Genomic DNA, 25,685 nt, shown 5'->3' with positions numbered 1-25,685 from the left:
GATTTATCGTGGGTAAAATCACCGGTTTCATGGAATTCCAGCGCGAGGAAGAGGAGTACCTCGCCCCTGTTGCGCGCCTGAAGAATTACCAGGAGTTCGTGCTGCACCTGACCGACGGCCAGGCCAAGCACCAGGCGGCGCGCTGCATGGATTGCGGCATTCCGTTCTGCCACACCGGCTGCCCGGTCAACAACGTCATTCCCGACTGGAACGACCTGGTGTATCACAACCAGTACCGCGCCGCGCTCGACAACTTGCACTCGACCAACAACTTCCCCGAGTTCACCGGCCGCGTCTGCCCGGCGCCGTGCGAATCGGCCTGTACGCTCGGCATCAACGACGATCCGGTCGGCATCAAGTCGATCGAGCACAAGATCATCGACACCGGCTGGGAGCACGGCTGGGTGGTGCCGCAGCCGCCTGAAGCGTTGACGGGCAAGAAGGTCGCCGTGGTCGGTTCCGGCCCCGCCGGCCTTGCCGCGGCGCAGCAGCTGGCGCGCGCCGGCCACGCCGTGACAGTGTTCGAAAAGAGCGACCGCCTTGGCGGCCTGCTGCGCTACGGCATCCCCGACTTCAAGATGGAGAAGTCGCACATCGACCGCCGCATCGAGCAGATGCAGGCCGAAGGCGTGATCTTCCGCACCAGCGTGCTGGTCGGCAAGGACTTTCCGGCGTCGGTCAACAACTGGGCCAAGGAAACGATCTTCCCTGAAGACCTCGAAAAAGAGTTCGACGCCGTCATCATCGCCGGCGGCGCCGAGCAGCCGCGCGACCTGCCGGTGCCTGGCCGCGAGCTCAAGGGCGTGCATTTCGCCATGGACTTCCTGCCGCTGCAAAACAAGGTCAACGCCGGCGACAAGCTCAAGGACCAGATCAAGGCGGGCGGCAAGAACGTCGTCGTCATTGGCGGCGGCGACACCGGTTCCGACTGCGTCGGCACGTCGAATCGCCATGGCGCCGCCTCGGTGGCCCAGTTCGAACTGATGCCGCAGCCGCCCGAAACGGAGAACAAGCCGCTGGTGTGGCCGTACTGGCCGACCAAGCTGCGCACCTCGTCGTCGCACGAAGAAGGCTGCGAGCGCGACTGGGCCGTGGCCACCAAGCGCTTCGAAGGCAAGGGCGGCAAGGTCGAGAAGCTGATCGCCTGCCGCGTCGAATGGAAGGACGGCAAGATGGTCGAAGTGCCCGACTCCGAATTCGAGATGAAGGCCGACCTGGTGTTGCTGGCGATGGGCTTCGTGTCGCCCGTGCAACAGGTGCTCGATGCTTTCGGCGTCGAGAAAGACGCCCGCGGCAATGCGCGCGCCAGCACCGACGGCGACAACAGCTACGCCACCTCGGTGCCGAAGGTATTTGCCGCCGGCGACATGCGCCGTGGCCAGTCGCTGGTGGTGTGGGCGATCCGCGAAGGTCGCCAGTGCGCCCGCGCGGTCGACGAATTCCTGATGGGTTCGTCGGTCCTGCCGCGCTAGTCTCCACTACCGCTGCAACGCTGGGGTCAGGTCTGACATTCGGACATTCACGCATGAATGTCCGAATGTCAGACCTGACCCCAGCTTTTTTAAGCCGAATGTCAACCTGACCCCAGCTTTTTTAAAGCCGCGTTCCTTCTTCCCGTATTCAACCAATTCCGGGTGGCATGCCGATTTGGCATCTGCCTGAGTCGCCACAAATGTCTGGCGAACTCGACCGTCCCTGTCGCAATCAAAACGCCAGTCTGGTGACCATACTGATCTTAAGTTCCCGCTCAAAACAAGGAGTAGATCATGTTCAGTTCACTTGCAAAAATCTCGGCCCGTGTATCGATGCTGGTCGCGGCGGCAGCACTGGCCGGCGCGCTCACCGGTTGCGGTGGCGACAATGACTCGTCCCAGCCGCCGCCGGTGCCGAAGCCGCCTTGCGGCTGCACCACGGGCTAGCCGCACGTCCCCGGGCGGGCCATCTGTGCGCCCGCCCGCTGCTCATTTGACCATTCCACCCTCGCCGCGCCCGCGTGATCGGTTCGCGTGATACGATTTCGCCCTGACATGCGGTCGGCTGGTGGAAAACCTTCCATCCCAACCGTTGTCGAAGTGCGAGGTGGGGTTGGAAAAGGTGTCAGACGTAGTCGAACTCGATGTACTGGGCGCGCTTCGCCGCGCCACGGCCGACCGCCACGATATTCTCGACCGCGCCATGCCGCTGGCGGCCGCGGCGCCGTCACTGGCCGATTACGGCGCGCACCTGGCGCTGCTGCACGCATGGCTGGCGCCGATCGAAGCATGGCTGGCCGCCTACCACGACGGTCCGCAGGATCCGGCACGCCTGCCGCCGCGATCGCGCGCGGCCATCATCGCCGCCGACCTGGCCGATCGGGCCATGCCGGCCCAGGCGTCGTTGCCGCTGTTCGACCCGCCAAGCTGGGCCGATGGCGCCAGTCCCGCCTACCGCTGGGGCGTGTGCTACGTCGTCGAAGGCTCGCAACTGGGCGGCGCGGTGCTGTTCAAGCGCCTGCGCGGCGTGCTTGCCCCCCATCCATTAACCTATCTCGGCGCCGACGGCGCCGCGGTCGGCGCGCGCTGGCAGCAGTTCCTGGCCGAACTGCGCGCCGATGTCAAGACCCCATGCGCCGTCGCCGATGCCTGCGCCGGCGCCCGCGATGCGTTCGACAGCCTGCTGGCGCTGATGGACGCCGCCCATGAACAGTAACGGCCTGGCGCCCGACCTGACGCTGGCCAACTGCGCCGCCGAACCGATCCACATCCCCGGCTCGATCCAGCCGAACGGCGCGCTGTTGGCCTTCAGCGCCGAGCGCCTGCTGATGGCGTGGAGGGCCAACTGCGCCGACCTGATCGGCGCGCGGCCGACGCTTGGCGCCGAGCTGGCCGCGCTGAACCTGCCGCTTGCCGCCGTCGAACTGATCCACGAGGCCGGCGCCGATCTCGACGCCGGCGAAACCATGCCGCTGGCCTGCGAAGTGACCATCGGTGCTCAGGAGTTCGACTGCATCGTGCACGCCTACCAGGGCCGCATCATCGCCGAATTCGAGCGCCGCGCCTTGAGTTCCGACGTCGTCGCCTCGTTCGCGCTGAAGGCGCATGCCGCCATCGACCGCCTCAAGCGCCAGCAGTCGGTCGATGCGCTGCTGAACATGGTGGTGCAGCAGGTGCGCCAGCTGACCGGCTTCGACCGCGTCATGGCCTACCGCTTCCGCCACGACGACAGCGGCGACGTCGTCGCCGAAGCGTGCGACGACACGATCGAGCCCTACCTGGGGCGGCGCTACCCGGCCAGCGACATCCCGGCGCAGGCGCGCCGCCTGTACCTGATCAACTCGCTGCGCCTGATCAGCGATGTCGGCTATCTGCCGGTGCCGCTGCTGGGCCGCGACGGCGACGCCCCGCTCGACATGAGCCACGGCGTGCTGCGCAGCGTCTCGCCGATCCACGTCGAATACCTGCAGAACATGGGCGTGCATGCGTCGATGAGCATTTCGATCGTCGTCGGCGGGCGCCTGTGGGGCATGCTCGCCTGCCACCACATGGCGCCGCGCCAGGTGCCTTACTCGATCCGCATGGCCACCGACGTGCTGGCCCAGGTGCTCGCCTCGAGCGTGCAGACGCTCGAGGCGCGCGGCCAGGCGGCCGGCATCGAGCGCGCCGCCGAACTCGGCTCGCGCGTGCTCGAAGCGATGAGCGACGAAGACCAGGTGCTGCGCGCGCTCGCGCCGCTGGTGCCGGAACTGTGCGCGGCGCTGCGGGCCGATGCGCTGGTGCTCGCGCTGCACGGCGAACTGATCAGCCATGGCGACATCGGCCCGGCCCTGGCGCGCGCGATGCTCGCCTCGATCGAGGACAGCGGCGAGGTGCTCTACCAGCGCAACGACGTGGCCGACTGGCCGCAGGCGCTGCGCGCGCAGCTGGGCAAATGGGCCGGCATGCTGGTGCTGTCGTTCGACCCGTCGTCGCAGGGCGTGCTGCTGGCGCTGCGCACCGAGCAGGTCGAGGCGGTGCGCTGGGCCGGCAAGCCGGAAAAGAATATCGTGCACGGGCCGCTCGGCCCGCGCCTGACTCCGCGTGGTTCGTTCGACGAGTGGCGCCAGACGGTGCGCGGCCGCGCCGAGCCGTGGGATGCCACCAGCCTGACCATCGCCAGCGCGCTGCTGTCGAAGATCAGCCGCGCGGTGGCCGCGCGCAACGCCGAAGTCGACCGCGCGCGCACCGAGCTGATGGCCATGCTCGGCCACGACCTGCGCGACCCGTTGCAGGCCATCAACATGGCCGGCGCGATGCTCGAACTCGGTTCGCAGTCCGAGCTGATCGGGCGGCGCATCAAGTCGTCCAGCAACCGCATGCAGCGCCTGATCGGACATGTGCTCGACATGAGCCGCATCAACGCCGGCATCGGCCTGGGCATGCAGCTGGCGATGACCGATCTGAACGCAATGCTGTCCGACCTGGTCGAGGAGCTCGGCGCCGCCCACCCGGGCGCCCGCTTCCAGCTCGACATGCCGGCGCCGGTCTGCGCGATGGTCGATGCCGACCGCCTGGTGCAGGTGCTGGCCAACCTGATGAGCAACGCGCGCCATCACGGCGAAGCCGGCAAGCCTGTCACGATTGGCCTGCACCGCGACGGCGACGGCGCCGACGCCCTCATCACGGTGCGCAACCAGGGCGCGCCGATTGCGGCGGCGGTGGTCGAAAAACTGTTCGACCCGTTCAAGCACACCTCGCTGAACAATCCGCGCAATCGCCAGGGCGTCGGACTGGGGCTCTACATCGCCTACCAGATCGCGCGCGGGCACGGCGGCGATCTGGCCTACCACTACGAGGCGCCGGAGATCGTGTTCACCCTGCGATTACCCTTGGGCTTGTGACAACAACCTATCGGTCAGACGAAAAAAAAGCTTGCCCGCCGAAACGGGCAAGCTTTTTGTGCAAGGCGAATTACTTGCGCTTGGCGCGGCGAACGCCTGCCATGCCGGCCAGCGCCAGACCGAACAGGGCGATCGACGCTGGTTCCGGCACAACCGACACTTTCAGGTCATCGATGCGCACGGTGATCGTATCGATGTTTGCAGAGCGAAAGCCGATCGTGTTGAACGACGAAATCGTCGACGCGCCGGTGGCCATGACGTCGGCGTCGACGAGGGTGCTCATTTCGAGCGCGGTCGGATTGATCCAGGCATCGAACTTGTTGTAGAACATGCTGTTGGCGGTCTTGTACAAGTGGCCATAAAGATGATACGTGACGTTTTGCTGCATATTGACTGGCAGATATGGACCGCCGCCGCCGTTGGTGCGTGCGAACGCGTCATTGATGCATCCTGCCGTGCCGCCGCCGCAATTGCCCTTCAGGCCGATATTCGGGCCGTTCCAATTGCCGATCCACAAACCGAGGAAATCGTTGTCGCCGAGCGCATTACCGCTGTACTGGAACATGAAATCGATGAAAACGTCGCCGCTGATCGATTGGTTCAGCACGCGGAAGGCTGCATTGTCGTTGTTTGCCGAGAACTGCAACGCCTGGTTGCCGTCGGCCGGCGCGCCCTGCTTGACGACGGTGGGGGTCGCCGCCCCGGTTGCGGCCGATTGCCAGTTTCCGGCCCAGCCGGTGCCGCTGGATTGATTCGTCACTGCGCCGAGGTTTGCTTGCTGGAAGTTATCGCTGGCGACCAAGGTGGTCGCCGAAGCGGCATTGGCGATTAACAGCAAGGCGGCGGAGGTCAAGAGCGTCAGATTTTTCATCGAGGTTCTACTTTCAGGATAATTGTTGTGATGTGACATACGCAATTCTCGTGCCATAACAGCAATAATCAAAGGTTTCAAGAACTTGGCTATCGATCAATCTGACTATTCCGTTGGTATGTAAAGTTTTCCGACAGCAATTTCCAGGTATTTCGCGCACGCCTGATCCGTAACAACGACACGTGGCCGCTGCCTTTGCTAACGCAACCATTTATCCACACCGCCGCTCTTACTGATCAGAAGTCACCTTCCATCGAGGAGCAGGCCATGTTGATGATGAACCCGGGAATCTTCACGCCGCGCGGCCTGTTGCGGGCGGCGGCATTGCTGATCGCCTGTACGCTGGCCGGCTGCGGCGGCGCCGATGACCGGCACGACGAGCGGCGCGCGCCAAGGTACCGAGGCGTCACCTACGATGTCATCGCACTGTCGCTCGGCGGCAAGGGCACCGAAGCGGTGGTCCACCACAACGGCATCACCGCCGACGGCAAGGTCGCCGGCACCATCGACGCGCGCGACGGCAGCCTGCACGCTTTCCTGTACGACGGCAAGACCATGATCGACCTCGGCACGATGGGCGGCACCGCGTCGGAGGCGCACGCCATCAACCAGCGCGGCCAGGTGGTCGGCCGCGCGTTCGGCCCCGGCTGGTCGCGCGCCTTCCTGTACGACGGCACCATGCGCGACCTTGGCAACTTCGGCGGCACCGAGGCGCTCGCGGCCGACATCAACGAAAGCGGCCAGGTCACCGGCTACGCCACCGGCGCCGACGGCGCCCGCCACGCTTTCCTGTACCGCGACGGCCAGCTCAAGCAGCTGGCCACGCCTGACGGCGGCGCGTCGGTCGGCTGGGTCATCAACGGCGCCGGCCAGGTGGCGGGCGACTTCCACGGCGACGCCCGCGTCCAGCTCGGTTTCTTCGACGAAGCCTGCGGCTGCATCAAGCCGCTCGGCACGCTTGGCGGCGCCGAATCGCTGGTGTACGGCCTGAACGACGCCGGCCACGTCATCGGCGTGTCCGACACGGCCGACGGCAGGCGCCACGCCTTCCTTTACCGCGACGGCGCCATGGTCGACTTCGGCACCTTCGGCGGCGCCGCCTCGTTCGCCGCGGCCATCAACGAGGCCGGCCTGGTGGTCGGCGACGCCGACACCGCCTCGGGCGAGGCGCGCGCCTTCGTCTACGACGGCAAGGCGCTGCGCGAGCTCGGCACCTTCGGCGGCACCGAGTCGCGCGCCGACTCGGTCAACGGCGCCGGCCAGGTGGTGGGCTTCGCCCGCACCAGCGGCGGCGAGCCGCGCGCGTTCAGCTGGACCGCGGTCGACGGCATGGTCGACCTCAACACCCGCATACCGGGCGCGCCGCGCGACCTGGTGCTCAGCGGCGCCGGTGCCGTGTCCGACAGCGGCGACATCGTCGCGTATTCCAACTTCGGTCTGGTGTTGCTTCGCGTGCGCAGATAGCGCGCGATGGCTGCGGCAGCGGCGAACAGCGCTTGACGTCACTGCCGATCGTCGTAAACTGAGCTCGATCACCGGAGAGAAGTGGAGATGGCAACGGTAAGTAATGGCACAGACTCGGCACTCGCCAATTGCGATGCTGACAGCTGAGATGGGCGTGTTGAAACAGCGCGTGACCGCGATGGAATCACGGTTCGACGCAGTCGAATCGAAACTGGCTGAACTGGGCGAACGCGTGGCTCGCTTGGAAGCAGCCATCGATTTCCTTCGCTCGGATATTCGAAATCTTATACGGAAAACCAGGCGACTTTCCGCTCGGATCTGAAGCGCCTGAGCGATCGGCAAATAGCCGACTTCCGACTCATGTTCGGATCGCTGATCACGGTCACGATCGGCCTGTCAGGCATGATGGCGAAGGGTTTCGGCTGGCTGTGACGCTGGTCAGCGTGCCCGGCGAAAACCATTTTTGCGCAAGGACATCCGGTAATTCGTCTGCAGTCGGCCGTCAATACATTTCTCGCACTCGCAGCGGCCCAGTTTACACCCGCAGACGCCAGCGCCGCCCCTCGCCAAATCCCTTTACATGCAGACGTGAATTAATATTTTGCAACATTAAAACAACTGTTTAGATTTCCATAGTTCATTAAAAACAAATACTTACGTCTGGAAATATCTGACTCGTCGTTCATTAGTGTTGTATTCTGGTCTTCCCGACCCGTCTCAAAACAGGCGCACGCCAGCAGAGATTATCCTTTCTGCACTACAATACGCAATCCCAAATACCGAATAGCCCTGTGTCCAATCTTGTCGAAATCCGCGATCTGCAGTTTGCGTACGGAGAGCGTGTCATCCTGTCGAACCTGCGCATGGACTTCCCGCGCGGGAAAGTCGTGGCCGTCATGGGCGGGTCCGGCTGCGGCAAGACCACGGTGCTGCGCCTGATCGGCGGCCAGATCCGCCCGCAAAGAGGTGAGGTCAAGGTCGGCGGCGAAGTGGTGCACCAGCTCGACACGGACGGCCTGTACCGGCTGCGCCGCAAGATGGGCATGCTGTTCCAGTTCGGCGCCCTGTTTACCGACCTGACCGTGTTCGAGAACGTCGCCTTCCCGCTGCGCGAACACACTGACCTGCCGGAAGAACTGATCCGCGACCTGGTGCTGCTCAAGCTCAATACCGTCGGGCTGCGCAACGCGGCCCAGCTCAAGCCGGCCGAGATTTCCGGCGGCATGGCGCGCCGCGTCGCCGTCGCCCGCGCCGTCGCGCTCGACCCGGAACTGATCATGTACGACGAACCGTTCGCCGGCCTCGACCCGATCTCGATGGGCGTCACCGCCAACCTGATCCGCAAGCTTAACGACGCGCTCGGCTCGACCTCGATCCTCGTCTCGCACGACGTCCATGAGTGTTTCGCGATCGCCGACTACGTCTACTTTATGTCGGCCGGCAAGATCGTCGCGCAAGGCACGCCGGCCGACCTGCGCGTGTCGGCCGATCCGTACGTCAAGCAGTTCGTCAACGCCGAGCCGGACGGCCCGGTGCCGTTCGACTATCCCGGCAAGTCGCTCGCCGACGACCTCGGCCTGGGAGAGCGCGCATGATCGCCAATATCCTCGGCACGATCGGCCGCACCTTGCGCGAAAGCCTGGGCAACGTCGGCTTCGCCGTGCGCTCGTTCGCCGGCCTGCTGCGCGTGTCGCCAGGCGCGATGCGCCGGCCCGGTCTCATTTCCGAGCAGATCCATTTCATCGGCAATTACTCGCTCGTCATCATCGTCGTCTCCGGCCTGTTCGTCGGTATGGTGCTCGGCCTGCAAGGCTATATCACGCTCACACCCTACGGCGCCGAACAAAAGCTTGGCCAGGTTGTCGCACTAGCTTTGGTGCGCGAGCTGGGACCGGTCGTCACCGCGCTGCTGTTCGCCGGCCGCGCCGGGACCTCGCTGACCGCGCAGATCGGCTTGATGAAGGCCGGAGAGCAATTGTCGGCCATGGAAATGATGGCAATTAACCCGATCCAGCGCGTGCTCGCGCCGCGCTTCTGGGCTGGCGTGATCGCGATGCCGGTGCTGGCGACGATCTTCAGCGCCGTCGGCGTACTCGGCGGCTACCTGGTCGGCGTGCAGCTGATCGGTGTCGACGAGGGCGCATTCTGGTCGCAGATGCAGGCCAACGTCGACGTCCGCGCCGACATCCTGAACGGCGTCGTCAAGAGCGTGGTGTTCGGCATCGCCGTCACCTTCACCGCCTTGTTCCAGGGATACCACGCCGATCCGACGCCGGAAGACGTCTCGCGCGCCACCACCCGCACCGTGGTGATCTCGTCGCTGATGATCTGGGGACTCGACTTCGTCATGACGGCGCTGATGTTCAACAAGTAAGCATCAACAAGCAAGCAATCCGTTTGGCGCGGGCAGCGTTGCCCGGGCCAATAACAAGAGTTAGGAAATATTTATGCACCGCAAAACTATCGACGTCTGGGTTGGCTTGTTTGTCCTGTTGGGACTGGCAGCACTGGTGTTCCTGGCGCTCAAGGCCGGCAACATGAGCACCTTGTCGTTCAGCAAGACCTACCCGGTCACGGCCAGGTTCGACAACATCGGCGGCCTCAAGCCGCAGGCGCCCGTCAAGAGCGCCGGCGTGGTCGTCGGCCGGGTCGGCGACATCCGCTTCGACGACAAGACCTACCAGGCCCATGTCACGCTCGACCTCGACGCGGGCCACAAGTTTCCCAAAGATAGCTCGCTGAAGATTCTCACCGCCGGCTTGCTGGGCGAACAGTACATCGGCATCGTGCCGGGCGGCGACACCGTCAATTTGGCAGCGGGCGACCGCATTAACAGTACCCAATCTGCAGCCGTGCTGGAAGACCTGATCAATCAGTTCATCTACAGCAAGGCTGCCGAAGGAAAGGATTCGAAATGATCACGGCAACCACCTCCCCGGCGCGCTCGAGCTGGCGCGGCATCGCGCTGGCATTGGCGGTCAGCGCCACGCTGGCCGGCTGCGCCACCGGTCCCAACCCGCGCGACCCGTACGAGAAGTTCAACCGGCAAGTGTTCAAGTTCAACGACACGGTCGACCGCGTCGCCCTCAAGCCGGCCGCCACCGCCTACAAAGAGGTGCTGCCGACGTTCGTGCAGACCGGCGTGTCTAACTTTTTCGGCAACCTGTCCGATCTGTGGACCGGCGCTAACAACCTGATGCAGGGCAAGGGCCAGGACGGCATGTCCGACCTGACCCGCTTCGCGCTGAACTCGACGTTCGGCCTCGGCGGCCTGCTCGACATCGGCTCCGAAGCCGGCTTGCACAAGCACAACGAAGACTTCGGCCAGACGCTCGGCGCCTGGGGCATGCCGTCCGGTCCTTACCTGATGCTGCCGCTGCTGGGGCCGTCGACGGTGCGCGACACCGTCGTCATGCCGATCGACATCGCTGCCGATCCTTGGGCCTACAAGGAACCGGTCAACTGGCGTAACGTCGGCACCGGCGTGCGGGCAATCGACCAGCGCGCCGCCGTGCTCGACGCGTCGAACCTGATGGAAGAAGCCGCGCTCGACCGCTACGAATTCATCCGCGACGGCTTCCTGCAGCGCCGCCTGAGCCGCATCACCGACAACGGCGACCAGAAGATCAAGTTCAAGAGGGGCGCCCAGCAGGAAAGCAAGAAGGACGGCGCACCGGCCGACGCCAAGTCGATCAAGGCTGCGTATCCTGACGATCCGGGCGCCACCGCGCCGGCACCAGGCAAGCCAGCAGCGCCTGGCGCCGCAGCGGCGGCCACGGCACCGGCCGCGCCGGCCGCCGGCGTGGTGCCGGCAGCGGCAGCGTCCAGTTCGGAAGCGAAGAGCATTCGCGACGCCTACACCGACGATCCGGGCCCGACCCCGGCAGCCGGCGCAGCGGCGCCGGCGGCGCCGGCGGCCACCGCGCGCGCGCCGCGCAAGCGCGCGCCGGCAGCGAAAAAGCCTGCGCCGGCCACAGCCGTGTCATCCGAAACGCCGTCGAAGTAGTTAACCAGATTCCTGTACCGCCAAATTGAAGAGCGGTTGCAGCTTTGTACTACCCGCAACCAGAAAAGAGGACCCCATGAAACTGATCAAGCAACTAATCGCAATGAGCACGCTTGCATTTGCCGCCTTCGGCGCCGCCGCCCAGGGCAGTGAAGCGCCTGACGTCCTCGTCAAGCGCATCAGCAACGACGTCATCGAAACGGCCAAGGCCGACAAGGACATTCAGTCCGGCAACCAGCAGAAGGTGATGGCGCTGGTGGACGCAAAAATCTTGCCGTACGTCGACTTTCAGCGCATGACCGCGCTGGCGGCCGGCCGTTTCTGGCGCGACGCCACGCCGGACCAGAAAACCCGGCTGTCGAACGAGTTCCGCACCTTGCTGATTCACACCTACTCGGGCGCGCTGTCGCAGATCAAGAACGAAACGGTCGAATTCAAACCGTTGCGCGCCGATCCGGCCGACACCGTCGTCGAAGTGCGTTCGCAGGTCAACGTCGCCCGCGGCGAGCCGATCCAGCTGAACTACCGCCTCGCCAAGGGGCCGTCCGGCTGGAAGATTTTCGACATCAACGTGCTTGGCGCGTGGCTGGTGGAAACCTACAAGGGCACCTTCGCCACCGAAATCGGCAAGGGCGGCATCGACGGCCTGATCGCCAAGCTGGCCGAGCGCAACAAGCAGCTGGCCAACAAGCCGGCCAAAGCTGGCAAGTAAGCACGGCGATGACGGCAACGACTGCCCAACCGCCGCTGGAAATGCTGACGTTCCAGACCGCCAGGGGCGCGCTCGAGCGCGGCCTGGCGGCGCTCGCCGGCGGCCAGACCGTGTTCGACCTCAGCGCGGTCAAGCTGGCCGACTCGTCCGGCGTGGCCGTGCTGCTGGCGATGCAGCGCGCCGCCCGCAAGGCCGGCGTCGCGGTGTCGTTCGTCAACCTGCCGGTCAGCCTGAAAAGCCTGGCCAACCTGTACGGCGTCGACACACTGCTGGTCGAATCACCCGCCAACCTGCATCACCATTGACCCTGCTTCATACAGTTGCCTGACGCCGCTAGCGCGGCCGTCGGGCGATTTGCCCGGTTGTTCTCTGTCGTAATCCCGCCCTCGCGGCTCATCGGTCAATTTCCCCTATAATTGGCAGTTCCCCCCGCGAAAATCCTTGCCGCTGGACAAACCACGTAAGCACCAAACGAATGACTGCAATTCAGATCACCAACGTCGAAAAAAGCTACAAGCACCTGAAGGCGCTGGGCGGCGTGTCGCTGTCGATCGAGGAAGGCGAATTTTTTGGCCTGCTCGGCCCGAACGGCGCCGGCAAGACCACCCTGATCTCCACCATCGCCGGCCTGATCCGCCCCGATGCCGGCAGCGTCGCCATCCACGGCCACGACGTCGTCACCGATTTCCGCGCCGCCCGCAGCAAGCTCGGCGTGGTGCCGCAGGAACTGGTGTTCGACCCGTTCTTCACCGTGCGCGAAACCTTGCGCCTGCAGTCCGGCTACTTTGGCCTGAAGAACAACGACAAGTGGATCGACGAGGTGATGGAAAACCTCGACCTGACCGGCAAGGCCGACGTCAACATGCGCGCGCTGTCGGGCGGCATGAAGCGGCGCGTGCTGGTCGCCCAGGCGCTGGTGCACAAGCCGCCGGTCATCGTGCTCGACGAGCCGACCGCCGGCGTCGACGTCGAACTGCGCCAGGGCCTGTGGAAATTCATTTCGCGCCTGAACCGCGAAGGCCACACCGTCGTCTTGACCACCCACTACCTGGAAGAAGCGCAGGCAATGTGCCAGCGCGTCGCCATGCTGCGCGCCGGCAAGGTCGTCGCGCTCGACACGATGTCGGCCCTGATCCGCCGCATCTCCGGCTCCCAGCTGAACGTGCACCTGGCCAGCGGCACCTTGCCGGCCGGGCTGCGCCACCTGGTCACCCACGAGCACGAGCAGAACGGCCGCAAGTTCAGCCTGCGCGTCAACGAGTACGCCGAAGTCGAACAGATCCTGGCCCGCCTGCGCGAGTCCGGCGCCGTCATCGACGAGATGCAATTGCAACAAGCTGATCTGGAAGATATCTTCTTGCAGATCATGGATGGAGGTTCGCTGTGAAGTTCGTTTCCGTGGGATTCCAGACCCTGCTCTACAAGGAGACCTTGCGTTTCTGGAAAGTGGCGACCCAAACCGTCGCCGCGCCGATCCTGACCGCCATGCTGTACTTGCTGATCTTCGGCCACGTGCTCGAAGGCCGCGTCGAAGTCTATCCCGGCGTGTCGTACACCGCCTTTCTGATTCCCGGCCTGGTGATGATGAGCGTGCTGCAGAACGCCTTCGCCAACTCCTCGTCCTCGCTGATCCAGTCCAAGATCACCGGCAACCTGGTGTTCATTTTGCTGCCGCCGCTGTCGCACTGGGAGATCATCTCGGCCTACGTGCTCGCCTCGGTGGTGCGCGGCCTGGCGGTCGGCGCCGGCGTGTTCATCATCACCGCCTGGTTTGCCCACTTGTCGTTCGTGGCGCCCTGGTGGATCGCCGTGTTCGCGCTGCTGGGCGCCGCCATCCTCGGCACGATGGGCGTCATCGCCGGCATCTGGGCAGAGAAATTCGACCAGTTGGCCGCGTTCCAGAACTTCCTGATCATGCCGGCGACGTTCCTGTCGGGCGTGTTCTACTCGATCAAGTCGCTGCCGCCTTTCTGGCAGGCGATCTCGCATTTCAATCCGTTCTTTTATATGATTGACGGATTCCGCCACGGCTTCTTCGGCCAGTCGGACATCTCGCCGTGGACCAGCCTTGCCATCGTCAGTGCGTTTTTCGTGGTGCTGGCGACGATCGCCGTCAACCTGCTCAAGCGCGGCTACAACCTGCGTCACTAATCAAGGACTTTATCGTGACAACTACTCCTGAACTCATTCACGGCTACATCAGCGCCGGCCTCGAATGCACCCACCTCGAGGTCGAAGGCGACGGCCAGCACTTCACCGCCGTCATCGTCTCGCCGGCGTTTGCCGGCAAGCGCCCGATCCAGCGCCACCAGATCGTCTACGCCGCCCTCGGCGAGCGCATGCGCGAGGAAATCCACGCGCTGTCGATGAAGACCCTCACCCCTGAAGAATATCAAGGATAACCATGGACAAGCTCCAGATCGTCGGCGGCAAGCGCCTCAACGGTGACATCACCATCTCCGGCGCCAAGAACGCCGCCCTGCCGATCCTGTGCGCCGGCCTGCTGACGGCCGGCGACCTTGAACTGTCGAACGTGCCGCACCTGCACGACGTCAAGACGATGCTCAAGCTGCTGGCGCAGACCGGCCTGAAGGTTCAGCAGGAAGGCGAGACCGTCATCCTCAACGGCAGCGCCATCGACACGCTCGAAGCGCCCTACGAGATGGTCAAGACGATGCGCGCCTCGATCCTGGTGCTCGGCCCGCTGCTGGCGCGCTTCGGCGAAGCGAAGGTGTCGCTGCCGGGCGGCTGCGCGATCGGCTCGCGCCCGGTCGACCAGCACATCCTGGGCCTGGAGGCGCTCGGCGCCGAGATCACCATCGAAGGCGGCTACATCTACGCGAAGTGCCCGAAACTGAAGGGCGCCAGTATCCGCACCGAGATGATCACCGTGACCGGCACCGAGAACCTGCTGATGGCCGCCACCCTGGCCGAAGGCGAGACGATTCTGGAAAACGCCGCGCAGGAACCGGAAGTGACCGACCTGGCCAACCTGCTGGTGGCGATGGGCGCGAAGATCGACGGCATCGGCACCGGCCGGCTGGTGATCCAGGGCGTGCCGGCGCTGCACGGCGCCAAACACGCAGTGATCTCCGACCGCATTGAAGCTGCCACCTTCCTGTGCGCGGTGGCGGCCACCGGCGGCGACATCATCTTGCGCAACACGCGCACCGACATCCTCGACGCCGCGCTTGACAAGCTGCGCGAGATCGGCCTGATCATGGACGTCGGCGCCGACTCGATCCGCGCCACGATGGATGGGCGTCCGCGCCCGGTCAGCTTCTCGACCACCGAGTATCCCGGCTTCCCGACCGACATGCAGGCCCAGTTCATGGCCGTCAACACGATTGCCGGCGGCACCAGCGAAGTGAAGGAAACCATCTTCGAGAACCGCTTCATGCACGTGCAGGAGATGAACCGCCTGGGCGCCCACATCCGCACCGACGGCAACACCGCCCACATCGCCGGCGTGTTCCGCCTGCGCGGCGCGCCCGTGATGGCGACCGACCTGCGCGCTTCGGCGTCGCTGGTGATTGCCGGCATGGCCGCCGAAGGCACCACCCTGATCGACCGCATCTACCACCTCGACCGCGGCTACGACCGCATGGAAGTGAAGCTGTCGCAGGTGGGCGCCGACATCGTGCGCATCAAGTAAGCGATGCCGATGAATCCATTTGCCACCGAAGCGAGCGGCCAGCTGATACTCGCGCTGTCGAAGGGCCGCATTTTCGACGACACCTTGCCGCTGCTGGCGGCGGCCGGCATCGTCGTCACCGAGAACCCCGAGACGTCGCGCAAGCTGATCCTCGCCACCAACGACCCGAACGTGCGCGTCATCATCGTGCGCGCGTCCGACGTGCCGACCTACGTCCAGTACGGCGCCGCCGACTTCGGCGTGGCCGGCAAGGACGTGCTGCTCGAGCATGGCGGCGAAGGCCTGTACCAGCCGATCGACCTGAAGATCGCCGCCTGCCGCATGTCGGTCGCCGTCAACGCCGGCTTCGACTACGCCAGCGCGGTGCGCCAGGGCGCGCGGCTGCGCGTGGCCACCAAGTTCGTCCAGACCGCGCGCGAGCACTTCGCCGCCAAGGGCGTGCACGTCGACCTGATCAAGCTGTACGGCTCGATGGAACTGGCGCCGCTGGTCGGCCTGTCCGACGCCATCGTCGACGTCGTCTCGACCGGTAACACGCTGCGCGCCAACAACCTGGTCGAAGTCGAAACCATCATGGAGATTTCGTCGCGCCTGGTGGTCAACCAGGCCGCGCTCAAGCTCAAGCGCGCGCGGCTCCAACCCATCCTCGAGGCGTTCGAACGCGCTTCAAAAACGCAAGGCTGATTTCCAATGTCGATCCAGATCCGCAAACTCGATTCCACGCAACCGGACTTCCGCGCCAAGCTCGATACCTTGCTCGCGTTCGAAGCGTCCACCGACGACGCCATCGAAGCAGCGGTCGCCTCGATCCTGGCCGACGTCAAGGCGCGCGGCGACGCCGCGGTGCTGGAGTACACCAACAAGTTCGATCGCATCAGTGCCGATAGCATGGCCCAATTCGATATTGGCCAGGCCGAACTCGATGCGGCGCTCGCGGCGCTGCCGCAGGCCCAGCGCGCCGCGCTGCAGGTCGCGGCCGAGCGGATCCGCGTGTTCCACGAGCGCCAGAAAGAGGAGCTGAAGGGTTTCAGCTACACCGAGCCTGACGGCACCGTGCTCGGCCAGCGCATCACGCCGCTCGACCGGGTCGGCATCTACGTCCCCGGCGGCAAGGCGGCGTATCCGTCGTCGGTGCTGATGAACGCGATTCCGGCCAAGGTGGCCGGCGTGGCCGAGATCATCATGGTCGTCCCGACGCCCGACGGCGTGAAGAACCAGATGGTGCTGGCGGCGGCGGCGATTGCCGGCGTTACCCGCGTCATCACCATCGGTGGCGCCCAGGCAGTCGGCGCCCTGGCCTACGGCACCGCCACGATTGGCGCCGTCGACAAGATCGTCGGCCCCGGCAACGCCTATGTGGCGGCGGCCAAGCGCCGCGTGTTCGGCACCGTCGGCATCGACATGATCGCCGGCCCGTCCGAGATCCTGGTGCTGTGCGACGGCAGCACCGATCCGGACTGGGTGGCGATGGACCTGTTCTCGCAGGCCGAGCACGACGAACTGGCGCAGGCCATCATGCTGTGCCCGGACGCCGACTACATCGCGCGCGTCGAGGCGAGCATCCACAAGCTGTTGCCGACGATGCCGCGCCAGGACGTCATCCGCACCTCTTTGCAGGACCGCGGCGCGCTGGTGAAGGTGCGCGACATGCAAGAAGCGTGCGAGATCGCCAACGCCATCGCCGCCGAGCACCTCGAGATCTCCGCCGAAGACCCGCAGCAGTGGGCCGACTTGATCCGCCACGCCGGCGCCATGTTCCTCGGCCGCTTCTCGTCCGAGTCGCTGGGCGACTACTGCTGCGGCCCGAACCACGTGCTGCCGACCTCGCGCACCGCGCGCTTCTCGTCGCCGCTGGGCGTGTACGACTTCCAGAAGCGCTCGTCGATCCTGTACGTCTCCGAAGCCGGCGCCCAGACGCTCGGCAAGGTGGCCGCCGAACTGGCCTACGGCGAGGGGTTGCAGGCGCACGCCCGCAGCGCAGAGCTGCGCATCAAAGCGCCGTCATGACCGCCTGGGTCAACCAGGTGTTCTGCGAGGATGCGCTGGTCGGCCTGGCGCGCATCCCCGACGGTTCGGTCGACCTGATCCTGACCGACCCGCCGTACAACCTCGGCAAGGACTACGGCAACGCCTCCGACCAGCAAAGCGCGGCCGACTACCTGGCCTGGACCGAGCAGTGGATCAGCGCCGCGCTGCCCAAGCTGAAAGCCAACGGCAGCCTGTACATCTTCCTGACCTGGCGCTTTTCGCCCGAGATCTTCGTCATGCTCAAGCAGCGCATGACGATGATGAACGAGATCATCTGGGACCGCCGGGTGCCGTCGATGGGCGGCAGCGTGCGCAGCTTCACGTCGGTGCACGACACCATCGGCTTTTTCGTCAACCGCAAGGACTACTACTTCGACCTCGACGCCGTGCGCATCGCCTACGACGCCGAAACCAAGAAAGCCAGGTCGCGCTCGATCTTCGTCGGCGCCAAGTGGCTCGAAATTGGTTACAACCCGAAAGACCTGTGGAGCGTGTCGCGCCTGCACAAGGAACATCCTGAGCGCGCCGACCACCCGACCCAGAAGCCGCTCGAGATCATCGAACGCATGCTCAAGGCCTCGTGCCCGCCCGGCGGCGTGGTGCTCGACCCGTTCATGGGCAGCGGCACCACCGCTTTGGCGGCCAAGCGCTGCGGGCGCAATTTCGTCGGCTTCGAACTCAATGCCGACTACTGCCGGATCATCGAAAGCCGGCTTGCCGCGCCGGAGGAAGCGACGCCCGCCAAGCCGAAGCGCAAGAGCGCCAAGAAAAGCGAACCGGACGAACCACCTTCAAGCCAAGGAAAATTATGTCTTTCATCGACAACCTGATCGCCAACACCATCCGCGCCGACGTACGCGCCATCAACGGCTACGTCGTGGCCGAAGCGTCCGGCTTCATCAAGCTCGACGCGATGGAGAACCCGTACCGGCTGCCGGCAAGCCTGCGCGCCGAACTGGGCGAGCGCCTCGCCGCGGCGGCGCTGAACCGCTATCCGGTCGCTTCCTACGCCACCCTCAAAGAGCGCATCCGCGCCAAGCTCGGCGTGCCGGAGGGGTACGACGTCGTCCTCGGCAACGGCTCGGACGAACTGATCTCGATGGTCGCGATGGCCACGGCGCGCCAGGACCGCCGCGCCGTCATCGTGGCGCCCGTGCCGGCCTTCGTCATGTACCAGCGCTCGGCGCAGTTTGCCGGCATGGACTTCGTCGGCGTGCCGCTGCTGCCGGACTTCACGCTCGACCAGCCGGCGCTCTTGGCGGCCATCCGCGAGCACAAGCCGGCGGTGCTGTTCCTGTCCTACCCGAACAACCCGACCGGCAACCTGTACGACGCCGCCGACATGGCCGAACTGATCGACGCGCTCGGCGACACCGGCATCGCCGTCGTCGACGAGGCCTACGAGCCGTTCGCCCGCACCAGCTTCATGGGCCACCTGCCCGAGTTCGAGAACCTGGTGGTGATGCGCACGCTATCCAAACTCGGCCTGGCCGGCATCCGCCTCGGCTACATGTCGGCCGCCCCGGCCCTGCTGGCGCAGTTCGACAAGGTGCGCCCGCCCTACAACGTCAACGTGCTGACCCAGGTCGCGGCCGAATTCGCGCTCGACCACCTCGACGTGCTCGACGCCCAGGCGGCCGAGATCAACGCCGCGCGCGCCACCCTGGCGGCCGCCATGGCCGCGCTGCCGGGCGTCGAAGTGTTCCCATCGGCGGCCAATTTCCTGCTGTTCCGCGTGCCCGACTCCGATGCTGCCTGCGCGAAACTCGCCGCTGACAAGGTACTAGTCAAAAATATGGGTAAAATGAACGCACTGCTGGTCAATTGCATCCGCGTGACGGTCAGCACGCCGGAAGAAAATTCCGCCTTCCTGACAGCCCTTGCAGCAGCACTGAACAAATAGAGTACCCGTCCATGACCCGCACCGCAGAAATCACCCGCAACACCAACGAGACGCAGATCCGCGTCGCGATCAACCTTGACGGCACCGGCGTCCAGAAGCTCAACACCGGCGTGCCTTTCCTCGACCACATGCTCGACCAGATCGCCCGCCACGGCCTGATCGACCTCGACATCGAGTGCGTCGGCGACCTGCACATCGACGCCCACCACACCGTCGAAGACACCGGCATCACGCTCGGCATGGCGGTCGCCAAGGCGATCGGCGACAAGAAGGGCATCCGCCGCTACGGCCACGCCTACGTGCCGCTCGACGAAGCGCTGTCGCGCGTGGTGATCGATTTCTCCGGCCGTCCGGGCCTCGAAATGCACGTGCCGTGGAAGCGCTCGATGATCGGCGGCTTCGACGTCGACCTGGCGCACGAATTTTTCCAGGGCTTCGTCAACCACGCGCTGGTGTCGCTGCACATCGACAACCTGCGCGGCGAGAACGCGCACCACCAGTGCGAAACGGTGTTCAAGGCATTTGGCCGCGCGCTGCGCATGGCCGCCGAACTCGATGCGCGCTCCGCCGGCACGATCCCGTCCACCAAAGGCAGCTTGTAAGAATCCGGCCATGAACAAGATCGTTGTAGTTGACTATGGCATGGGCAACCTGCGCTCGGTAGCGCAGGCGCTGCGCGCGGTCGCGCCGGAAGCGAACGTGCTCATTTCGGGCGAGGCGAGTGATATCGACAGCGCCGACCGCATCGTGCTGCCGGGCCAGGGTGCGATGCGGGACTGCATGCTCAGCCTGCGCGAATCGGGCGTCGAGGATGCGCTGCTGCGCGCCTCGAAAACGCGGCCGATGTTGGGCGTGTGCGTGGGCGAACAGATGCTGTTCGACCGCAGCGAGGAAGCCGACACCGCCGGCCTTGGGTTGCTGCATGGGCGCGTCGTGCGCTTCCAGCTAGAAGGCCGCCTGCAGCCGGACGGCTCGCGCTTCAAGGTGCCGCAGATGGGCTGGAACCGCGTGCGCCAGTCGCGCGCGCACCCGGTCTGGGAAGGCATCGCGGATGACGCCTACTTCTATTTCGTGCACAGCTATTACGCCCAGCCGGTCGATCCGCAGGATGTCATCGGCGAGGCCGATTACGGCGGCCAGTTCTGCTGCGCCGTCGCGCGCGATAACATCGTCGCCACCCAGTTCCACCCTGAAAAAAGCGCCACCGCCGGGCTGCAGCTGTACAAAAATTTCGTTCGCTGGAATCCGTAGATTCCTCCATCTTCTTCAACTAACCGACACCGCCGACCATGCTGCTCATTCCTGCCATCGACCTCAAAGACGGTCACTGCGTACGCCTCAAACAAGGCGATATGGAACTTGCCACCGTCTTTTCCGAAGACCCCGCCGAAATGGCGCTGCACTGGCTGAAGAAAGGCGCGCGCCGCCTGCACCTGGTCGACCTGAACGGTGCCTTTGCCGGCAAGCCGAAGAACGAGGCGGCCGTCAAGTCGATCCTGCAGGTGGTGCAGGAGTTCGCCCTCGATAACGAGATCGACGAGATCCCGGTCCAGCTGGGCGGCGGCATCCGCGACCTCGACACCATCGAGCGCTACCTCGACGACGGCATCACCTACATCATCGTCGGCACCGCCGCGGTGAAAAATCCCGGCTTCCTGCACGACGCCTGCGGCGCCTTCCCTGGCCACATCATCGTCGGCCTCGACGCCCGCGACGGCAAGGTCGCCACCGACGGCTGGAGCAAGATGAGCGGCCACGAAGTGATCGACCTGGCCAAGAAGTTCGAAGGCTACGGCGTCGAATCGATCGTCTACACCGACATCGGCCGCGACGGCATGATGGGCGGCGTGAACATCGAAGCGACCGTCAAGCTGGCGCAGGCGGTGCGCGTACCGATCATCGCCTCCGGCGGCGTGCACAACCTGAAGGACGTTGAAGACTTGTGCGCGGTGCAGGACGAAGGCATCGAAGGCGTCATCTGCGGGCGCTCGATCTACGAAGGCACGCTCGACCTGGCCACGGCGCAGGTCCGCGCCGACGAGCTGACCGGCGAGGGGGAAGCCTAACCAATGCTCGCCAAACGCATCATCCCGTGCCTGGACGTCACCGACGGCCGCGTCGTCAAGGGCGTCAACTTCACCGAGCTGCGCGACGCCGGCGACCCGGTTGAAATCGCTCGCCGCTACGACGGCCAGGGCGCCGACGAGATCACCTTCCTCGACATCACCGCGTCTTCCGACGATCGCGACCTGATCTTGCACATCATCGAGGCGGTCGCCTCGACCGTGTTCATCCCGCTCACCGTCGGTGGCGGCGTGCGCCGCGTCGAAGACGTGCGGCGCCTGCTCAACGCCGGCGCCGACAAGGTCAGCATGAACACGTCGGCGGTGACCAATCCCGAGCTGGTGTTCGAGGCGTCGCAAAAGCACGGCTCGCAGTGCATCGTCGTGGCGATCGACGCCAAGCAGGTCGCACCAGGCAAATGGGAAGTGTTCACCCACGGCGGGCGCAAGGCCACCGGGCTCGACGCGGTCGAATGGGCGCAGAACATGGAGCGCCTCGGCGCCGGCGAGATCCTGCTCACCAGCATGGACCGCGACGGCACCAAGTCCGGCTTCGACCTCGGTCTCACCCGCGGCGTGTCCGACGCGGTGAACATCCCGGTCATCGCCTCGGGCGGCGTCGGCGGGCTGCAGGACCTGGCCGACGGCATCAAGCTTGGCCGCGCCGACGCCGTGCTGGCCGCCAGCATTTTCCACTACGGCCAGCACACGGTCGAAGAAGCCAAGCGCTTCATGGCGGCGCAGGGCATCCCGATGCGCCTCGATTAAAGGAGCAGCATGACAACCGCCACCTCCACTGCCGGCAATGCATGGCTCAAGAAAGTCCGCTGGGACGAGAACGGCCTGGTGCCGGTGATCGCCCAGGAAGCGGCCAGCGGCGACGTATTGATGTTCGCCTGGATGAACCGCGATGCGCTGGCGCGCACGGTGGAACTGGGCGAAGCGGTGTACTGGAGCCGCTCGCGCAAGAAGCTGTGGCACAAGGGCGAGGAGTCCGGCCACATCCAGAAGGTGCTCGAGATCCGCCTCGACTGCGACGAGGACGTCGTGCTGCTCAAGATCGAGCAGGCCGGCTCGATCGCCTGCCATACCGGGCGCCACTCGTGCTTCTTCCAGAAGTTCGAGGGCGACGACTGGAAGAGCGTCGACCCGGTGCTGCAGGATCCGAAAACGATTTATACCAAACCGAAGAAAACAACATGAGCGTGACACTGGCCCGCCTGGCAGCCGTAATTGAATCGCGCAAGCTTGAAAACGGCGGCGACCCGGAAAAGTCGTACGTCTCGCGGCTGTTCGCCAAGGGCGACGACGCCATCCTCAAAAAGATCGGCGAGGAGGCCACCGAGACGGTGATGGCGGCCAAAGACGCGCGCGTCGACGGCGACGCCTCGAAGGTGCTGTACGAGTGCGCCGACCTGTGGTTCCATACGCTGGTGATGCTGGCGCAGTTCAACCTGACGCCGCAGCAGGTGCTCGACGAGCTGGCGCGGCGCGAGGGCATCTCCGGCATCGAAGAAAAAGCGGCCCGCAAGGACGTCCTGCGCGACGCCGCCGAAACCGACAAACACTGACCGGAGCCGACAAGTGGACAACTGCCTGTTTTGCAAGATCGCCGCCAAGCAAATCCCATCCGCGGTGGTGTACGAGGACGACGACCTGTTCGCCTTCAAGGACATCAAGCCGGCAGCGCCGGTGCACCTGCTGGTGATCCCGAAGATTCACGTCGCAACCTTGTCGGAATGCAATGACAGCCACATCGAATTGCTCGGCAAGATGCTGGCGCTGGCGCCCCGTCTTGCCGCCGAGCATGGCTGCGCGGTGACCTACGACGCCGACGGCACCCCCGGCGGCGGTTACAAGACCCTCATCAATAGCGGCCCCGACGGCGGCCAGGAGGTGTACCATCTGCACCTGCACATGTACGGCGGGCCGCGCCCATGGCGGGGCCAGCGCTGATGTAGGGCACGAAAACCCAGCATCGCGTATACTGGTTTCGTACGTTTCCACGAATTGAAGGCGGCTGGCGCCGCGCAAGGAGAATATGATGGGTTCAATGAGCATTTGGCACTGGTTGATCGTGCTGGTCGTGGTGATGCTGGTATTCGGCACCAAGAAGATCAGCGGCATGGGTTCGGACATCGGCAAGGCCGTCAAGGGCTTCAAGGATGGCGTCAAGGGCGACGAAGACAAAGCCGCGGTGCCGCCGTCGCAGGTTGCCGACAAGTCCACCATCGACGTCGAGACGAAAGAGAAATCGAAGTTCTGACGCCGGCGCCTGCCCAGCAGGCGTCCCTGTCTGACTTTGCCCATCCATGATCGATCTTGGACTTTCCAAACTCGCCATTATCGGTGTCGTCGCGCTGATCGTCATCGGCCCCGAGAAGCTGCCCAAGGTGGCGCGGATGGCCGGGTCCCTGTACGGCCGTGCCCAGCGCTACCTGCACCAAGTCAAGTCCGAAGTGAGCCGCGAAATCGAGCTCGACGAACTGCGCAACCTGCACAAGGAAGTGACGGAAACGGCCCACTCGATCAAGGCCGACGTCGAGAACAGCTTCCAGGGCGCCGCCGACGATGTCGAGGCGGCGTGGCGCGACCATCCGGGGGCGACATCGTCGCCGGCGACGATGTCCGACCTCGAACGCAAGGCGCGCGACTTCCGCCGCAAGAAGCTCTCGCGTAACGCCGCGGTGCCTGGCTGGTACAAGCAGCGCCATGGCGGGCGCACCCACCTCATCTCGGGCGCCGCGCGCGTCAAGAAATTCCGGCCGCGCGCCTCCACCCCCTCTTCCTTCTTCTAATGACAGATACTGCAGCGGGCGAAGAGACCTTCATCTCCCACCTGATCGAGTTGCGCGACAGGCTGGTCAAATCCTCGATCGGCATCGCCCTGATCTGCACCGTGCTGATGCTGTGGCCGGGGCCGGCGGCCATCTACGACTATATCGCGCGGCCGATGATCGCCTCGCTGCCGGTCGGCTCGAAGATGATCGCCACCGGCGTCATCGCGCCGTTCCTGGTGCCGATGAAGGTCACCCTGGTGATTGCCTTCATCCTGGCGCTGCCGTGGGTGTTCTACCAGCTGTGGGCGTTCATCGCGCCGGGCCTGTACACGCACGAGAAAAAGCTGGTGCTGCCGCTGGTGCTGTCGTCGTCCCTGCTGTTCATGGGCGGCGTCGCGTTCTGCTACTTCTTCGTGTTCGGCCGCGTCTTCAAGTTCATCGGCGAATTCGCGCCCAGTTCGATCGCCGTCACGCCCGACATCGAGAACTACCTCGACTTCGTCATGTCGATGTGCCTCGCGTTCGGCGCCACCTTCGAGGTGCCGGTGGTGGTGGTGATCCTGGTGCGCATGGGCGTGGTCAGCGTGGCCAAGCTGAAGGAAGTGCGGCCGTACGCCATCGTCGGCGCCTTCGTCATCGCCGCCATCGTGACGCCGCCCGATGTGGTCAGCCAGCTGGCGCTGGCCCTGCCGATGTGCCTGCTGTTCGAACTGGGCATCCTGATCGCACCGGTATTCGTCAAGCACACCCAGGCCCCCGAAGAAACCGCCTGAGCCGGCCGAGCGCTGCTGCGCCCCGAACCGATCCTTTTGGTTCGGTCGCTCCACGATGCTACTAGCAGTACTGCCAGTGTGAGAAACACGCACTGGGCGCAGTACCATGGGTTGTCAGCAATAACATGACGACAACCAGGGGCTGCCATGGGAAGACGATGCGCCATCGGCGCGATGCTGTTCGCCGCCTGCGCGGTTGCCAACTGCCCTTGCAGCGCTGTCGGCATCGCGCTCGCGGTCGTCACGCATGCCGGGACCCCGACGAGATAGCCTGAGCGGCCTGCAGCCCCGGTCGACAATCTACATCAATCCCTGTCGCTGCCGGCCGATTGCCTCGCCGCCGGTCTCCGGTTGCACCGCTGTATCGGTTGACGCGCCCTTGGGGATCGGCGGCTGATGCGTCTGCGGTCCGCTGGTCTGGATGGGCTCATCGCCGCCGCCGCCGCCGCAACCCACCAGGGCAGCGGCGAGCGCGAGCGCGATAGTGGACTTGGACATGGCATTCTCCTGATGGCTGTCGGCGAGCCAATCTTAGAATGCCGCCAGGCGGCGCGACTGCGCAGCATCAACGTGCG

General features: G+C 65.0%; 32 protein-coding genes. 30 read left to right on the top strand and 2 right to left on the bottom strand.

All coding sequences use genetic code 11. The annotated features are described in order from the left end of the window. The first annotated feature begins 8 nt into the window (after window positions 1-8). The 4 genes from CR105_RS00810 to CR105_RS00800 all read left to right on the top strand — a co-directional run bounded on the left by CR105_RS00810 (window position 9) and on the right by CR105_RS00800 (window position 4,855). Complete coding sequence (locus CR105_RS00810) at window positions 9-1,472, top strand: glutamate synthase subunit beta (RefSeq protein WP_099786532.1); 1,464 nt, start codon at window positions 9-11, stop codon at window positions 1,470-1,472. A gap of 294 nt (window positions 1,473-1,766) precedes the next feature. Next, entirely contained in the window at window positions 1,767-1,919 is a 153-nt protein-coding gene (locus CR105_RS28145; protein WP_180288048.1) for a hypothetical protein, read from the top strand. A gap of 175 nt (window positions 1,920-2,094) precedes the next feature. Further along, on the top strand, window positions 2,095-2,688 hold the full coding sequence (locus CR105_RS00805) for a biliverdin-producing heme oxygenase (protein WP_180288047.1): 594 nt from the start codon (window positions 2,095-2,097) through the stop codon (window positions 2,686-2,688). After that, window positions 2,678-4,855, top strand: a complete 2,178-nt coding sequence (locus CR105_RS00800; RefSeq protein ID WP_099786531.1) for an ATP-binding protein — start codon at window positions 2,678-2,680, stop codon at window positions 4,853-4,855. The genes CR105_RS00805 and CR105_RS00800 overlap by 11 nt, the downstream gene beginning before the upstream one ends. Window positions 4,856-4,925: 70 nt before the next feature. Here CR105_RS00800 and CR105_RS00795 read toward each other — a convergent pair whose 3' ends face one another. Then, the gene (locus tag CR105_RS00795; RefSeq protein WP_131021623.1) at window positions 4,926-5,807 is read right to left on the bottom strand and encodes a PEP-CTERM sorting domain-containing protein; all 882 of its coding nucleotides are present in this window, start codon (window positions 5,805-5,807) and stop codon (window positions 4,926-4,928) included. 186 nt (window positions 5,808-5,993) lie between these two features. Here CR105_RS00795 and CR105_RS00790 point away from each other — a divergent pair, with 186 nt between their 5' ends. From CR105_RS00790 to tatC, 26 genes are all read left to right on the top strand, one after another. Beyond that, window positions 5,994-7,190: a hypothetical protein gene (locus tag CR105_RS00790; protein ID WP_099786529.1), complete on the top strand. Its 1,197-nt coding sequence runs from the start codon at window positions 5,994-5,996 to the stop codon at window positions 7,188-7,190. A 103-nt stretch (window positions 7,191-7,293) separates the two neighbouring features. Continuing rightward, window positions 7,294-7,512 carry a hypothetical protein gene (locus tag CR105_RS29690; protein ID WP_099786528.1) on the top strand — a complete coding sequence of 73 codons (219 nt, stop codon included), beginning with the start codon at window positions 7,294-7,296 and terminating at the stop codon, window positions 7,510-7,512. Window positions 7,513-7,981: 469 nt separating this feature from the next. Then, window positions 7,982-8,785 (top strand): ABC transporter ATP-binding protein, encoded by an 804-nt coding sequence (locus CR105_RS00780; protein WP_099786527.1) that lies wholly within the window; start codon window positions 7,982-7,984, stop codon window positions 8,783-8,785. Next, on the top strand, window positions 8,782-9,564 hold the full coding sequence (gene mlaE / locus CR105_RS00775; protein WP_099786526.1) for a lipid asymmetry maintenance ABC transporter permease subunit MlaE: 783 nt from the start codon (window positions 8,782-8,784) through the stop codon (window positions 9,562-9,564). The genes CR105_RS00780 and mlaE overlap by 4 nt, the downstream gene beginning before the upstream one ends. A 73-nt stretch (window positions 9,565-9,637) precedes the next feature. Further along, window positions 9,638-10,108 (top strand): outer membrane lipid asymmetry maintenance protein MlaD, encoded by a 471-nt coding sequence (gene mlaD, locus CR105_RS00770; protein ID WP_099786525.1) that lies wholly within the window; start codon window positions 9,638-9,640, stop codon window positions 10,106-10,108. After that, window positions 10,105-11,196, top strand: a complete 1,092-nt coding sequence (locus CR105_RS29325; protein WP_099786524.1) for an MlaA family lipoprotein — start codon at window positions 10,105-10,107, stop codon at window positions 11,194-11,196. Before mlaD ends, CR105_RS29325 begins: the two co-directional genes overlap by 4 nt. Before the next feature lie 76 nt (window positions 11,197-11,272). Then, the gene (locus CR105_RS00760) at window positions 11,273-11,908 is read left to right on the top strand and encodes an MlaC/ttg2D family ABC transporter substrate-binding protein (RefSeq protein WP_099786523.1); all 636 of its coding nucleotides are present in this window, start codon (window positions 11,273-11,275) and stop codon (window positions 11,906-11,908) included. A gap of 8 nt (window positions 11,909-11,916) precedes the next feature. After that, window positions 11,917-12,213, top strand: a complete 297-nt coding sequence (locus CR105_RS00755; RefSeq protein WP_099786522.1) for an STAS domain-containing protein — start codon at window positions 11,917-11,919, stop codon at window positions 12,211-12,213. Window positions 12,214-12,383: 170 nt separating this feature from the next. Further along, complete coding sequence (locus CR105_RS00750) at window positions 12,384-13,295, top strand: ABC transporter ATP-binding protein (protein ID WP_099786521.1); 912 nt, start codon at window positions 12,384-12,386, stop codon at window positions 13,293-13,295. Beyond that, window positions 13,292-14,059: an ABC transporter permease gene (locus tag CR105_RS00745; RefSeq protein WP_099786520.1), complete on the top strand. Its 768-nt coding sequence runs from the start codon at window positions 13,292-13,294 to the stop codon at window positions 14,057-14,059. The genes CR105_RS00750 and CR105_RS00745 overlap by 4 nt, the downstream gene beginning before the upstream one ends. 14 nt (window positions 14,060-14,073) lie before the next feature. Continuing rightward, window positions 14,074-14,310, top strand: coding sequence for a BolA family protein (locus CR105_RS00740; RefSeq protein WP_099786519.1), 237 nt, complete (start codon window positions 14,074-14,076; stop codon window positions 14,308-14,310). Window positions 14,311-14,312: 2 nt separating this feature from the next. After that, window positions 14,313-15,563, top strand: a complete 1,251-nt coding sequence (gene murA, locus CR105_RS00735) for a UDP-N-acetylglucosamine 1-carboxyvinyltransferase (protein ID WP_099786518.1) — start codon at window positions 14,313-14,315, stop codon at window positions 15,561-15,563. Between the two features lie 9 nt (window positions 15,564-15,572). Continuing rightward, window positions 15,573-16,247 (top strand): ATP phosphoribosyltransferase, encoded by a 675-nt coding sequence (gene hisG, locus CR105_RS00730; protein ID WP_099786889.1) that lies wholly within the window; start codon window positions 15,573-15,575, stop codon window positions 16,245-16,247. 6 nt (window positions 16,248-16,253) lie between these two features. After that, entirely contained in the window at window positions 16,254-17,570 is a 1,317-nt protein-coding gene (gene hisD, locus CR105_RS00725) for a histidinol dehydrogenase (RefSeq protein WP_099786517.1), read from the top strand. Beyond that, window positions 17,567-18,421 (top strand): DNA-methyltransferase, encoded by an 855-nt coding sequence (locus tag CR105_RS00720; RefSeq protein WP_099786516.1) that lies wholly within the window; start codon window positions 17,567-17,569, stop codon window positions 18,419-18,421. The genes hisD and CR105_RS00720 overlap by 4 nt, the downstream gene beginning before the upstream one ends. Further along, window positions 18,400-19,494 (top strand): histidinol-phosphate transaminase, encoded by a 1,095-nt coding sequence (hisC, locus tag CR105_RS00715; protein WP_099786515.1) that lies wholly within the window; start codon window positions 18,400-18,402, stop codon window positions 19,492-19,494. Before CR105_RS00720 ends, hisC begins: the two co-directional genes overlap by 22 nt. Before the next feature lie 11 nt (window positions 19,495-19,505). Beyond that, window positions 19,506-20,096, top strand: coding sequence for an imidazoleglycerol-phosphate dehydratase HisB (hisB, locus tag CR105_RS00710; protein WP_099786514.1), 591 nt, complete (start codon window positions 19,506-19,508; stop codon window positions 20,094-20,096). Window positions 20,097-20,106: 10 nt separating this feature from the next. Further along, window positions 20,107-20,745 carry an imidazole glycerol phosphate synthase subunit HisH gene (gene hisH / locus CR105_RS00705; RefSeq protein ID WP_099786513.1) on the top strand — a complete coding sequence of 213 codons (639 nt, stop codon included), beginning with the start codon at window positions 20,107-20,109 and terminating at the stop codon, window positions 20,743-20,745. A gap of 38 nt (window positions 20,746-20,783) precedes the next feature. Beyond that, on the top strand, window positions 20,784-21,560 hold the full coding sequence (gene hisA, locus CR105_RS00700) for a 1-(5-phosphoribosyl)-5-[(5-phosphoribosylamino)methylideneamino]imidazole-4-carboxamide isomerase (RefSeq protein WP_099786512.1): 777 nt from the start codon (window positions 20,784-20,786) through the stop codon (window positions 21,558-21,560). A 3-nt stretch (window positions 21,561-21,563) separates the two neighbouring features. Further along, window positions 21,564-22,325 (top strand): imidazole glycerol phosphate synthase subunit HisF, encoded by a 762-nt coding sequence (gene hisF, locus CR105_RS00695; protein ID WP_099786511.1) that lies wholly within the window; start codon window positions 21,564-21,566, stop codon window positions 22,323-22,325. Window positions 22,326-22,334: 9 nt separating this feature from the next. Beyond that, the gene (gene hisI / locus CR105_RS00690; protein ID WP_099786510.1) at window positions 22,335-22,760 is read left to right on the top strand and encodes a phosphoribosyl-AMP cyclohydrolase; all 426 of its coding nucleotides are present in this window, start codon (window positions 22,335-22,337) and stop codon (window positions 22,758-22,760) included. Then, complete coding sequence (locus CR105_RS00685) at window positions 22,757-23,128, top strand: phosphoribosyl-ATP diphosphatase (protein ID WP_099786509.1); 372 nt, start codon at window positions 22,757-22,759, stop codon at window positions 23,126-23,128. Before hisI ends, CR105_RS00685 begins: the two co-directional genes overlap by 4 nt. 13 nt (window positions 23,129-23,141) lie before the next feature. Then, window positions 23,142-23,513, top strand: coding sequence for a histidine triad nucleotide-binding protein (locus CR105_RS00680; RefSeq protein ID WP_099786508.1), 372 nt, complete (start codon window positions 23,142-23,144; stop codon window positions 23,511-23,513). Between the two features lie 88 nt (window positions 23,514-23,601). After that, entirely contained in the window at window positions 23,602-23,823 is a 222-nt protein-coding gene (gene tatA / locus CR105_RS00675) for a Sec-independent protein translocase subunit TatA (RefSeq protein ID WP_099786507.1), read from the top strand. Window positions 23,824-23,869: 46 nt separating this feature from the next. Then, window positions 23,870-24,355 (top strand): Sec-independent protein translocase protein TatB, encoded by a 486-nt coding sequence (tatB, locus tag CR105_RS00670; RefSeq protein ID WP_099786506.1) that lies wholly within the window; start codon window positions 23,870-23,872, stop codon window positions 24,353-24,355. After that, entirely contained in the window at window positions 24,355-25,110 is a 756-nt protein-coding gene (tatC, locus tag CR105_RS00665; RefSeq protein WP_099786505.1) for a twin-arginine translocase subunit TatC, read from the top strand. The genes tatB and tatC overlap by 1 nt, the downstream gene beginning before the upstream one ends. Before the next feature lie 300 nt (window positions 25,111-25,410). Here the strand turns inward: tatC and CR105_RS00660 are convergent, their stop codons facing one another. Then, complete coding sequence (locus CR105_RS00660; RefSeq protein ID WP_099786504.1) at window positions 25,411-25,608, bottom strand: hypothetical protein; 198 nt, start codon at window positions 25,606-25,608, stop codon at window positions 25,411-25,413. Window positions 25,609-25,685: the final 77 nt, after the last annotated feature.

This window comes from Massilia eurypsychrophila (assembly GCF_002760655.1).
Lineage (GTDB): Bacteria > Pseudomonadota > Gammaproteobacteria > Burkholderiales > Burkholderiaceae_D > JAFCUW01.
Note: the sequence above shows the minus strand (reverse complement) of the source record. Positions and strands in the feature narration are given on the sequence as shown.